The organism is Xanthobacter lutulentifluminis, assembly GCF_043194675.2.
Lineage (GTDB): Bacteria > Pseudomonadota > Alphaproteobacteria > Rhizobiales > Xanthobacteraceae > Xanthobacter.
Genome location: NZ_CM195525.1, coordinates 4,385,324 through 4,396,991, shown reverse-complemented (window position 1 = coordinate 4,396,991; position 11,668 = coordinate 4,385,324). Strand labels below are relative to the sequence as shown.

The window sequence follows — 11,668 nt, the reverse complement described above, 5'->3', positions numbered from 1 at the left end:
GCCCGCCGCTCCCCGACGATCTTCGCCCTCGCGGCACGAGGTTCGCGACTTTCAATTGGCCCAACTTGGGCCAATTGATCCGCCTCCACCCGACGATCAGCACCCAAGCGGCCACACAGGCCCCTTCAAGCCGCCGCCCGCGCAAGTGCGGTTTTTCTAGGCCGCTTTTCCCAATACATTTCAATGCTTTATGCGCTATTTTGTACCGAGTTATGGTCAGTAGGCCCCCGCGACGCACTATTGCTTGGTAGCATTTTATGCGGACAATGAGGAGCGGTCCTCAACATTGGTAAAAAATCATGACCGCACCCGCCAAAAAGCTCCTTACCATCCGCGAAACAATGAGCATTCTGAGTGTTTCTCGCGGCACCATCTATCGTCTGCTTGGCGATGGCAAGATTCGTGCGCGCAAGATCGGAAAATGCGTGCGCATTGAGGTGAGCGAGATCGATCGGCTGATGGCGAATACGCCGATCGCCGAAATCGCCCCCCGGACTTCCTGACGACAACGACCTGAAATGAAAAGGCCGCCCTTTCTAGGGCGGCCTTCTCGCGTTTCACTGCGGCGCCGTCGGACAACGCGCCGCATCAACTAGGACATAATTCACATGTACTTCATGGAAACTCCGGCTGTCAACGGGCTGATCATCGTTTCCGGCAACCGTTGGCTCGTTTGCCTCGAAATGTCTCACGGGCTGCGACAGATGGGCGGCATCCATCGTTCCGCCGAGGCCGCCCGCGCGGCGCTGGGTGGTAGCTGATGGGCGCGATCAAGCACGCAGCCGGCCCCGCCAAGACCTACACGCCCAGCCAGCGGCAGGCCATGGCGCGGCTCGCGAACCTCCGCACTTTGTGTTGGTGGCGCGTCCGGCACGGGGAGACGCTGGACACCAAAGCGCTTGTGGATCTGATCGACCTCATCGTAGATGCGATCAGGTTTCTTCACGGCGACGGGCGGCACACGCTGGACCGCTCTGGCGTCCTGAATTGGATGCCCGCCCCGTGGCGCGCGCAGGTGCCCGCGGGAGCTATCGGGCGGGCACTGGAGGTGTCGCGTCCCCCGTGGAGCGTCGCCTCCAACGCCGAGGCTGGCCGCCAGCTTCGCGTCCGCGCCGTCGAAATCCGCGAACTGGCGGCGTGCGGCTCCCGCATCCATCTCCATGCGATCGACGAGGACGACACGGCGCGCGCCAGCAGGCGCGCCGCAGACCGCCGAGCCACCCGAGCCGAAAAGCGGAAGATGGCCGGAGAAGGTAACGAAACGCGGTGCTTCCTTATTAAGGGGGAGCCGCGTTTTGTTACCTTCAGACGTGGCTCTGCCACGGCGAAGATTCTGGACCTTCTGGATGAGGGCATCGCGTCGCTGGGTGAAATCACCGCCCGGACGGGCACGACGCCCTCCGCCGTGAAGGTCGCGCTGGGGCGCCTCGCCGGCGCGGGGATCGTCTGCCGTATTAAGCGTGGCACGTACGCCCTCTGCACGGCCGTGGGCAGCGAGACCAGCGCCATTGCGCTCGACGTGCTCGCCGAGATTGAGCGTGAGAGCCGCGCACCTGCGCCGCCCTCGGCCTCGCCCTCGCCGATGGAGCAGGCGCAGGAAGGCTCGCGCGATGCCGCCGCAGGTGCCGTCCACTCCGGTCCCGAGAACCCGCCCGATGCGCACGAACCGCCCCGTGAAGTCGCTGCCAGCTTCCCGGCATCGCGCCCGGCGGAAGGGGCCGATCTTGGGCCGGATGTGGCACAGGCGGCGGAACTGATGGCGCCCACGTCCGGTACCGGTGCGAACGACGCGACCGCTCGGACCGAGGGGGCGCCGCCCCCTCACCCCTGCGCCCGGCTCTCGAAGGGCATGCACACGGATGCGCACGTGCTCGCGCTCAATACCTCCGCGGCCCTGCGCCAATCCCATGAAGCCGCCCGGTTCGCGACCCCCATCCTCCCGTCCATCGTCGCCCTCTCCGCTCGCCTCCGCGCCATCCGGGCGCTCGTAGCTTCCTCTACCGCAGCATAGGAGTTCCCAAATGGCTCGCCGCTCCGCCCTCGACGACCTCCACGCGAACAATCCCGACGCGCCGTTCGATGAGCTGGTCATCCACGACTTCGCGCTCGGCAGCGTCGGCTACAACGCCGCTCAGGTCGCGGCGTCGCTCGGCGTCCGCCAGCCCGTGGTCTGGGCGGCAATGCGTCGCCTGATCGCGCGGGGCCATCTCGCTCACCCTCTGCCGGGGTACTTCACGCCCAGCCGGAAAGGTTGGGCTGCCGCGAACGCGATCGATCGCCGCGGGGCCGCGAAGGCGACCGCCTCCAACCCCCAGCCCGGAGCCGCGTGATGGTCGCGCTGACTCTCGTTGTCCACCTGATCGATGGTGCGGCCAACCCGGCTGTGACCGCTGTTCCGTTGGACCGTCTGCATCGAATCAAGATTGACCGCACTCGGTTCGTGCTTGAGGCGCGCGGCCTCAAGGGTTTGGTGAAGCTTGGGGCGAGCGTGAGCCGCGCTGGCATCACCGGCGCGGGGCGCCCTCGGGCGCGCCCGGCCACACGCGAGGGTGCCCACCCCCCCACCGGGGTACCGGGTCCTTCCCGACCCCCTTCCACGGCGCTGGCGCGGCAGCGCGTTTCTTGCGCGTTTCTGCCGTGTCGAAATCACGATTTCCGTTTCCCGAGGCAACCGATGGTCAAAAAATCTTCCATTCCCGAAAAAGTGAGTGGCGAAGAACTCGCCGCGCTTCTGAACGTGGACGTCAGGACGATCCGGAATCTTGCGACGGCTGGGACGATTACTCGGATCGATCGAAATCAGTACCCCCTCGCGGAGTCCGTCCGGAGCATCATCGCTGCGGCGAAGAAGTCCAGCAAGTCCAGTGCGTTGGAGCGTGAACAGACCGCCATCATGGCGGGAAAACGCAAGATGCTGGAACTCCGCATTGCGCAGGAAGAAGGCCGCCTCATTGAAGTTAGCGAAGCTGAAGGCGTGCTCGATGAAATAATCGGCACGTTCCGTGCGGGTCTCGACGCCCTCCCGGCGCGCATCACGCGCGATGTGGCCTTGCGCAAGCAAATCCGCGCCGAGGCGGATGCAATGTTACTCGCCGCCTCCGAAAAATTCGCCGCACTTGCGGTAAATCCCAACGTGGCTAACAGCAAACGAAAGGAGTAACAGGGCATGAATGGTGATAAAATGGCACAGAGTCACGATGCTTTGGCGGACCTCTACGAGGCCGCCGCACGTAAAACCGCCGAGCCGATCAAGTTTGATACCGACGAAACCGCCGACTCCGAAACCGAGAACTGAGAGAAATGCAGATGAACATTTTTGATTCTATCGCGAAGACTTTCCGGGGAACCAAGGCGCCCACGGCCTCGCAGATCACGACGCTCATCGCGAGGGCGGACGCCGAGGTGGAGGCCGCCGAGGCCGAGGTGAAGGCCGTGGCAGCGCGGCTGCCTGATGCAGTTCTGAGCGGCGAAGCCGGCGTGTCCGCGCACCGCTCCGCCGCCCGCTTGGCGGCGGAGCGCCTGTCCTATGCGAAGCAGGCCCGCGAGGTGCTCGCCAGCAAATTCGCGGCGACGGAAGCCGAAGAAGCCGAGGCCGCCCGCCGCTCCGCCTACGAGAAGGCTGTAGCCGCTCAAAATGCCGCTCGGTCCGACCTGCTCGCCAAGTACCCTATCGCTGTGGCGGAACTGATCCGCCTCCGGGAGCTGGTGGGGGAGGCCGACCGCCTCGCCGCGATTGCGAACGGCGATCTGCCGGCGGGTGCCACGCGGCTCCTCGAAACCGAAGCGGTTCGCGACGTGCCCGCCACGCCCGAGCGCATCGTCTCGGAAGAGCTGATCGATCAGTGGGTTACCTCCGCCGGCACCCCGGTGGACGCGGCTCGCGTCACTCGGCGGGAGGGCAAACGAGGCGCCCTGTACGCGGAATCGTCGTTCGGCCCCCGCCCGGTGGCCTGCCAGCTCGTGAAGATGCGCCGCGTGAAGCGCGAGCCGTGGTGCCCGCCCGCATATGGGGCGCGCCTCGCCGACATGACCCTGCCGGACCTCCACGCCGCGCCGGTCCCCACCCCCTCGCCGGTCACGGAGCTTCTGCCGCTCGCGGGGACCGCCGAGGCCGCTGAATAATCACCCGCCACATCAAACAACTGAAAGGGCGAAAACATGTTCGTGATCGTTGAGTGCGAAATGCCAGTTGACAGAACTTTGCCACTGTCTGCCGGATTTGTGCATGAAACATTGTTTTGGAGTGAAGCCATCAATCCGCCTCCCGGCGTCACGAGTGGCGTTACTGTCAACGCGGCGCCACTCGATGATGGTGTTCCGGCCGCGCAGCCACATGTACTGATTCATCTTGGCATTCAGGATGATCTTTACATTGCGGTTGGCAAGAATCCCGACGCTCGCGATCCCGCCGCGCGCCGCTGGTTGCGGGGTGGCATGACGCACCGGATCGTGGCGCCGCCCGGCGCGAAGGTCGCGTGGTCCCTGACCTGAGCATCAGCATCGAATGGGCCGGCGCGCTAAGCGCCGGCTCCCCCCTTCTCAAATATCAGGAGCAATCATGAGCGATCCCGACGACCTCGCCGCCGCCCTGCGGCAGGTGCGCGGCCAGCACACCGCCGAGAAGCCCCGGCCCGCCAGCCTCACCGAGGCCCTCGCGGCAGTTCGCGCCCAGCCTGCCAAGCGCCCGCCCCGCAAGGGCGCGTCCGTTGTGAATGGCCCCGATGGAATTCCCGGCCTGCGCCAGTACATTGCGGAGTTCCACAATGGGAAGCATTGACCGTCTCGCGGACGCGCTGGCGGCCGTCCGCGCCCGCCATGCGCAGCAGGACGACGAAGAGGACGCCCCGGTGCCCGTCGATCCCGGCGAGGTGGACGAGGAAGCGGAGGAGGCCGCCGACCTCGCGGGGCTGGAGGACTCATACCACCGCTCCCGCGAATCCAGCCTCAGCCGTGCCCAGCTGATCGACTACGCACAATTCCGAGGTGTTCGACTCACGCCGGAAGAGCAATCCGCCCCGATGGCTGAACTCAGAAAAGTCATTCTGGAGCGGCTCGCAAGCATTGTGCGGCATTGATGTCGCGACTATATTAGAGATGAACCGATTGGCGTTGGTTCCTCAGTGAAACTCCCTCGCGGTGCAATCCGCGAGGGTTTTTTTATGCCTATGTCTCCGATTCATCGGCGGGACCATGCACCGCCGGGAACTCGATGGCCTCGAACGCGCGGACCTCGTGGTGGCTTGGGCCACGATCGTGGGGGAGCGGCGGGGTAAAATTGGCCAAGATGGCCAATTTTCCAAGGTGGGAGCCGGGCGCGGGAATAAGGGCGGCATCAGCCAGACCGCCCGCGACCTCGGGATGCCGCGCAAGACTGTGGAGCGCCATCTCGCGGTCGCGAGCCTCTCCCCTCAGGCAAAGGCCAAGGCCCGCACGCCTAGCAAACGAATTCCCCCCACGCGTCCATCATCTGCCGGCGCTTCTCCAGCGCGTCGCCCCGCCGGTACGCCGCCTCGGTCGCATCCCCCACCGCGTGCGCCAGCGCCGCCTCGGCGACCTCGCGGGGGAACGTGGTGTGGTCGCCAGCCCAGTCCCGGAACGACGACCGGAAGCCATGCACGGTCGCATCCACCTTCAACCTGCGCAGGAGCGCAGTAAGCGACATATCGCTGAGCGGCGCACCCTTTCGTTGACCGGGAAACACAAAATCCTCCGGGCCATGATCCAGCTGGGCAAGCGTCTCCAGAATCGCCACGGCCCGGTCACAGAGCGGCACGCGGTGTTCCCGGCCCGCCTTCATCCGCGCCGCCGGAACGGTCCAGAGCTTTTCTTTCAGGTCAATCTCGGACCACCGGGCGCCCCGGACCTCGCCGGAGCGCGCGGCCGTCAGGACCGCGAACTCAAGAGCGAATGCGCTCATGCCGCGAACAAGGCGAAGCCGCTTCACGAAACCGGGAACGGCAGCATGGGGCAACGCCTCATGGTGGCCCCGCTGGAGCTTCTGCCGCTTGGGCAGCGTCAGGGCGAGGTGTCCTTTCCAGCGCGCGGGGTTCTCCCCGGTGCGCAGGCCCTTGGCCTTGGCGGCATCCAGAACGGCCTCGATCCGCCCCCGCACGCGGGAGGCAGTCTCGTTCTTGTCCGCCCATATGGGCGTCAGGATCGCCAGCACGTCCTCGGTTGTGATCTGGTCAACGGCCTTGTCTCGGATGCCGGCGCAATAGCCGGTGGCCAGATAGGCGCCATCCTCGCTGCGCTCCAGACTGAGGGTGGAGCGCCATTGCGCAAGGTGCTTGGAGTTCCGCCAAGCCGGTGCCATCGCGGCGATATGCGCCTCCGCAACCTCCCCGAAGGTCGGGACCGATGCCGCCGCCTTGGCGTCGCGTGAGGCCGCGATGGGATCGACCCCGGCGGCAATCTGTTCCCGCACCTTGGCGGCAGCCTCGCGGGCTGCCGCAAGGGAAACGCTTATGGCGCTACCTAGGCCCATTTCGCGTAGCTTCCCGGTGCCCCGCTCCGTTGGGGTGGCCTTCCAGCGGAACAAAAACACCCATCGCCGGGCGCCCGACTTATCCACAACTAGATAAAGTCCGCCGCCATCCGCGTGCCGGCCCGGCTCTTTGATTGTCTGGACTTGCCGGGCGTTCAGGCGGTTCAGGGCGACGGCCATATGGGTCTCCGTTGGGGCGGGCTGGACGCGCCGGATTCTGCCCTAACGCCCATCCCAACGCAAAACGGCGCTATAGGGGTACAAGGCGAGACACACGGAAACACATGGGGCGATGAAAAGCCTTGCGGGCGTTACATTCTGGGGCTTTTGGGGATGTCCTGAAACAGGCAATTGGCGGAGACGGAGGGATTCGAACCCTCGAGACCCTTTTGGGGGTCTGCTCATTTAGCAAACGAGTGCCTTCAGCCTCTCGGCCACGTCTCCAGCACCCCTCCCCTATGCCGGACCCCCGTCGCCTTTGCAAGACACCCGACGCACCTACCCTCCGCAAATGTGACGGCTGCGCGCGGCGCGGGTGTCAGCGCGGCGCGGGCCGGCGGGCGGCGAGGGCCCCGCGCAGGGCGGTCGCGAGGTCGGCCGTCGTGCCGCCCTCGCCCGCGCGCACCAGCTCCAGCGCGGGATAGAAGGCGCTCGCAGCCCCGTCCCGCCCCCAGCACCAGTGCGTGGCGCCGGCGAGGCCGACGATGGCAGGACGGGCCCGTGCGCCGGCGATGTGGGCGACCGGGCCATCGCCGGTCACCACCAGATCCACATGCTGGATGACCGCGGCCGTATCGACCAGCCGGTCGCCCTGCCCCCAGTCCGGACCGATCCGCGCCACCTGGCCACCGAGCGGGGCGGCGTCGAGCTGCGCCTCGGCTTGCGGGCCGGCATCCAGCGCGACCAGTGCCACACTCTCCAGCTGCGCCAGCGGCGCGCATGCGGAAAGGAGCGCGGCGAGCAGGGCGGCATCGCCGCCCCAGGCCAGCCCCAGCGTGAACGCGTCCGCGCGCACATGGCGCCAGTGGGCGATCCGCGCGGGATCGGGCGTCAGGAACGGGGGACGCGGCCACAGCGCCGGATCGGGAGCGACGAGGCCGGGCAGGCTGGCAAGCGGCACCCAGCGCAGGCCACGCTCACGCACATCGACGCCCGCCAGATCAGCCGCAACCGGCACCCTCGCATCGATGCGCGACAGCAGCGGAACGGTGTCGGCCCCGGTGAGCAGACGCGCCGGCAGGCCGCGATCGGCCAGCACGCGCAGCAGCCGCGCGAACAGCAATTGCTCGCCGGCGTCCCCTTCCCCCGCCACGATCAGCGTGGTCGCGCCGGTGATCCCGTCCCAGCGGGGAAAGGGCAGCGGCGGATGGTCCGGCCGTGCGGCACGGGCCTCGAAGCCCGCCCACCCTTCACGCCAGCGCCCGTCGGCGAGCGCCTCCAGCGCCAGCCGGTGGCGCGCGGCATCGTCGCGCGGGCCATCAGCCGAAGCCGGAGCGCCGGATTGCGGGGCCACGATCGGGGCGGCGCCCGGCGGAGGCGAGACGACGGGGCGAGCGTCCGTCTGCGCCACGGCGGTCTCATCCCCCTCGGGCTGCGGTTCGCGCTGCGCCGGAGCAGAGGCGACAGGCGTCGCGACGGCCCCTTCATCCTGAGACAACACAGGCTCGGTCGGCCCGGTGGCAGCAGGCTCCGGCGCGGGCGCGACTGCGCCGGCCTCGTCGCCCGCATCGCCTACGGCGGAGGCGCACGCCGCCTCGGGCGAACCGGTGGACGACGAGGTTTCAGCGTCTTGCGGCAGGTCGACGTGCAGCGCCGCTCCCTCGGCCTCCGCCGCGTCCGGTTCCATGGGGCCTGCCCCCGGTGCCGGGGACGCTCGCTCCAGCTCATCGAGCGCCGACCGGAACGCAGGCCGTCCGGGCGCGCCGGCGAGCGCGGCGTGGAAGGCAGCGCTCGCCGGCGCCGTGTCTCCGAGGGCGAGCAGGGCCCGCCCCTTCAGAAAATGCGCGTCCGGCAGGTCCTTCTTCAGCGCGAGGCCGACGGCCGCGGCGGCCAGGGCATCGGCCGGGCGGCCGAGATCCAGCAGCAGCGCGCCGCGCGCCAGCTGGTGGGCGGGGTCCCAGGGCTGCAGCTCGCACAGGCGCGCGAGGTCGGCGAGCGCTTCCTCCCGCCGATCAAGCCGGATGAGGGCGGCGGCCCGATTGGCCACTGCCTCAACCGCGCGGGCGTCCAGGTCGATCACCTGCGAGAAGCGCTGCGCCGCCTCGGCGTGGCGTTCCAGGCTGGCGAGCATGTTGCCAGCGAGGTAGTGCGCCTCCATCAGGCCGGGATCGAGCGCGCAGGCCTGCTCGAAGGCGACGAGCGCCTCGGCGAACTTCTTCTCCGCCTGCAGGGTCGCGCCATAGAGCACGTGGGCGTGGGGATTGCCGCGATGGCTCTGCCGCGCCTTGCGGGCGGCGGTGTGGGCCTGCTTCACCCGGCCCGCCTGAAGCTGGGCGAACACCAGCAGGCGCTCCACCTCGAACAGGCCCGGCCGACGCTTCAGCAGGCGCCGGTAGATGTCGATCGCCTCGTCCAGCTGCCCCTGCCGATGCAGGGCGGCGCCGCGGGCGAAATCGGTGCGCACGTCCTCGGCCATCGCAACTCCTTGCCACATCGGGGCAGCACCACCCTTATCCCATCGCCGCGCGTCGGGCGATGGGCGGATGGCCGGCGGTCAGGAGCGGGCGCGCTGGCCGAACAGGACGCTCTGGGCTTCCTTGTCCTTGGAAAGGTCCACGTTCTGGCGCTGCTCGGCGCTGACGGCGAGGCCACGCTGCACCGCCGGGCGGGCGAGCACGCGGTCGAGCCAGGCCTTGAGGTGGGGAAACTCCTCGATGTGCTGGCCCTGCCGCTCCCACAGCTTCGCCCAGCCGATGCAGGCGATGTCGGCGATGGAATAGGCGCCGGCGAGATACTCGCGGTCCTTCAGGCGGGTGTTCATGACACCATACAGGCGATGCACCTCGTTGGTGTAGCGCTCGACGGCGTAAGGGATCTTCTCGGGGGCGTAGATGCGGAAGTGGTGCGCCTGCCCGGCCATGGGGCCGAGGCCGCCCATCTGCCAGAACAGCCACTGGTCCACCTCCACCCGGCCGCGCTCGTCGGCGGGGTAGAACAGGCCGGTCTTGCGGCCGAGATACTGCAGGATGGCGCCGGATTCGAACACCGAGATGGGCGCCCCGTCCGGTCCGTCCGGATCGATGATGGCGGGGATCTTGTTGTTCGGCGAGACGGCGAGGAAATCGGCCTTGAACTGGTCGCCCTTGCCGATGTTCACGAGCTTCACCTCGTAGGGCAGCCCGCACTCCTCCAGCATGATGGCGATTTTCCATCCGTTGGGGGTGGGCCAGTAATGAAGCTCGATGGGCGAGGACTGGACTGCGGCCATGGTGCGCTCCCTGCGGCCGGTCGCACGGCCGGAGGCTAGAGGTAGACACAGGGCCGTCACAGGGCAAGGGGGTGCCGACCCGCATTGCGACCGGCCGGTCACCTCGCCTCGCGGCCCGTTCTCCCGCGCGCGGGGCTGCGGAAATCAGCGGCAGAGCGGATCGTCGGGCGGCAGGATGGTGAACTGCCAGTCGCTGATGCGGCGGGGCTTCATCATGGGCGACCACCACTTCACCGACATCTCGATGGTGTTGCGGTCGGCCGGCGGCAGCAGCGGCTGCGGCAGGCCGTTCACCACGCCGGTCACACGGGCGCAGCCGGTCGATTCGCGCGGCGGCGGGCGATACTGGAACTCCCGCTCGATCACCACCCGCGCGCCCGGCACGGCGGCCCGCAGGCGCCCGGCCGAGGTGCGGTCGTCGGCCACCAGGGTCGGCGCGTCGCCGAGCTTCAGCGTCACCGCCGCCTGGAACTTCTGCAGCGGCTCGGCTGCCATGCAGCGCCCGCACAGCCGCGGGTCGGGCCAGAGCGGCACCGCGATGCGGGTGATGAGCACGCCCACCGCGATGGCCGCCAGCAGGCCGAGATAGATGGACACCCGCTGCTGCCAGCCGCCGAGGCGCTCCAGCTCGGCGAACAGATAGACCGGGAGCAGCAGCAGGAACACGTGGAAATAGCGGTCGCGCAGGGTGGTGGCCCCCACCGCCAGCGTGGACACCAGCGTGATGAGGATGCCGAGCACGATCAGCGTGCGCAGCACGCGCCGCCCGGCCGCCCGCTCGGCGTCCGGCATCGCGCCGGCGCCGCGGTTGTAGGGCAGGAACACCACCGCCATCAGCAGCGCCAGCGGCAGCACATAGCCGGCGAGCGCCCCGATGACCGAGGTGATGACCTCGTCCCACCGCGCGCCGGTGGCGCCGATGGTGTGGGCGGTGGCCTGCACCACGTCCTGCCCGTAGTGCATGAGCGCCCAGCCGTAGATGCCGAGCGGCACCGCCGCCACCAGCACCGTGACGAAGATGCGGCGATCGAGAATCACCCGCCGGTAGCTGGGCTCCAGCAGGCAGGCCACCAGCACCACGCCGAGGAACGCCACGAAACCGAACTTGCCCAGAAGCCCGGCCGCGATCCACGCGCCGAGACCGGCATACAGGCCGACCGAGGGGCGGCGCGCCAGCGCCATCAGGGTGAGGAACGCGCCGGCGATGGCGACGATCATCACGTTGGAATGGGTGAGGATGCGGTGGCTGTGATAGCCGATGACCCAGATGGCAGAGAGCGAGAAGGTGGCGAGCGCCTGCAGCCGCGGATCGGCGATCATCCGCCGGGCGATGCGGTAGACCAGCATGGCGCAGGCGAACAGCAGCGCATAGCGCAGCACCGCGAAGCCCACGAGCCCGGTGCCGACCACCTTCTGCAGACCGTACAGCAGCCAGTCGAACAGCGGCGGATTGCGCGGGACGTAGGACAGCTCCAGCGACTGCACGAGATAGCTCTCGATGGCGTCGTCGGCATTCACCGCCGTCTCGAACAGCACCGCCACCAGCGCGTGCAGCAGCGCCCACAGGCCGACGATTGCGGCGACGCCTTCCGGTCGCGCCCAGAAGGGCACAGCAGCGGGGACGGCCGCGTCGGCCTCGCGGTGGAGATAGGTGTGGGTCACGGCACGCTCCTCATGCGGGGGCCTCTATAGACGCGCCAGTCCCCGCGCGCCACCTGGGCGCACCACCTGGGCGGGCAGGCAAGGCGGGCAGGCTG

14 protein-coding genes and 1 tRNA gene are annotated in these 11,668 nt (G+C 68.3%); 10 read left to right on the top strand and 5 right to left on the bottom strand.

The features are described from left to right. Window positions 1–299 precede the first annotated feature (299 nt). From V5F49_RS20340 to V5F49_RS20295, 10 genes are all read left to right on the top strand, one after another. Window positions 300–503, top strand: a complete 204-nt coding sequence (locus V5F49_RS20340; protein WP_394115092.1) for a helix-turn-helix transcriptional regulator — start codon at window positions 300–302, stop codon at window positions 501–503. Between the two features lie 105 nt (window positions 504–608). Next, the gene (locus V5F49_RS20335) at window positions 609–761 is read left to right on the top strand and encodes a hypothetical protein (protein ID WP_394115091.1); all 153 of its coding nucleotides are present in this window, start codon (window positions 609–611) and stop codon (window positions 759–761) included. Continuing rightward, a complete protein-coding gene (locus V5F49_RS20330) occupies window positions 761–2,011 on the top strand; it encodes a hypothetical protein (RefSeq protein WP_394115090.1) in 1,251 nt (416 codons plus the stop codon). Before V5F49_RS20335 ends, V5F49_RS20330 begins: the two co-directional genes overlap by 1 nt. 10 nt (window positions 2,012–2,021) lie before the next feature. Beyond that, window positions 2,022–2,330 (top strand): hypothetical protein, encoded by a 309-nt coding sequence (locus V5F49_RS20325; RefSeq protein ID WP_394115089.1) that lies wholly within the window; start codon window positions 2,022–2,024, stop codon window positions 2,328–2,330. Beyond that, on the top strand, window positions 2,330–3,160 hold the full coding sequence (locus V5F49_RS20320) for a hypothetical protein (RefSeq protein WP_394115088.1): 831 nt from the start codon (window positions 2,330–2,332) through the stop codon (window positions 3,158–3,160). Before V5F49_RS20325 ends, V5F49_RS20320 begins: the two co-directional genes overlap by 1 nt. A gap of 6 nt (window positions 3,161–3,166) precedes the next feature. Continuing rightward, window positions 3,167–3,295 carry a hypothetical protein gene (locus V5F49_RS20315; RefSeq protein WP_394115087.1) on the top strand — a complete coding sequence of 43 codons (129 nt, stop codon included), beginning with the start codon at window positions 3,167–3,169 and terminating at the stop codon, window positions 3,293–3,295. A gap of 11 nt (window positions 3,296–3,306) precedes the next feature. Next, complete coding sequence (locus tag V5F49_RS20310) at window positions 3,307–4,122, top strand: hypothetical protein (RefSeq protein WP_394115086.1); 816 nt, start codon at window positions 3,307–3,309, stop codon at window positions 4,120–4,122. 36 nt (window positions 4,123–4,158) lie between these two features. Beyond that, window positions 4,159–4,491 carry a hypothetical protein gene (locus V5F49_RS20305; protein WP_394115085.1) on the top strand — a complete coding sequence of 111 codons (333 nt, stop codon included), beginning with the start codon at window positions 4,159–4,161 and terminating at the stop codon, window positions 4,489–4,491. A gap of 67 nt (window positions 4,492–4,558) precedes the next feature. Further along, the gene (locus V5F49_RS20300; RefSeq protein ID WP_394115084.1) at window positions 4,559–4,777 is read left to right on the top strand and encodes a hypothetical protein; all 219 of its coding nucleotides are present in this window, start codon (window positions 4,559–4,561) and stop codon (window positions 4,775–4,777) included. After that, entirely contained in the window at window positions 4,764–5,075 is a 312-nt protein-coding gene (locus tag V5F49_RS20295) for a hypothetical protein (protein ID WP_394115083.1), read from the top strand. Before V5F49_RS20300 ends, V5F49_RS20295 begins: the two co-directional genes overlap by 14 nt. 359 nt (window positions 5,076–5,434) lie before the next feature. Here the strand turns inward: V5F49_RS20295 and V5F49_RS20290 are convergent, their stop codons facing one another. From V5F49_RS20290 to V5F49_RS20270, 5 genes are all read right to left on the bottom strand, one after another. After that, entirely contained in the window at window positions 5,435–6,664 is a 1,230-nt protein-coding gene (locus V5F49_RS20290) for a tyrosine-type recombinase/integrase (RefSeq protein ID WP_394115082.1), read from the bottom strand. Between the two features lie 172 nt (window positions 6,665–6,836). After that, window positions 6,837–6,928 (bottom strand) — tRNA-Ser (locus V5F49_RS20285). Between the two features lie 94 nt (window positions 6,929–7,022). Beyond that, complete coding sequence (locus tag V5F49_RS20280) at window positions 7,023–9,119, bottom strand: tetratricopeptide repeat protein (protein WP_394115081.1); 2,097 nt, start codon at window positions 9,117–9,119, stop codon at window positions 7,023–7,025. Window positions 9,120–9,197: 78 nt separating this feature from the next. After that, a complete protein-coding gene (locus tag V5F49_RS20275) occupies window positions 9,198–9,911 on the bottom strand; it encodes a glutathione S-transferase N-terminal domain-containing protein (RefSeq protein ID WP_394115080.1) in 714 nt (237 codons plus the stop codon). Window positions 9,912–10,055: 144 nt separating this feature from the next. After that, entirely contained in the window at window positions 10,056–11,573 is a 1,518-nt protein-coding gene (locus tag V5F49_RS20270; protein ID WP_394115079.1) for an ArnT family glycosyltransferase, read from the bottom strand. Between the last annotated feature and the right edge of the window lie 95 nt (window positions 11,574–11,668).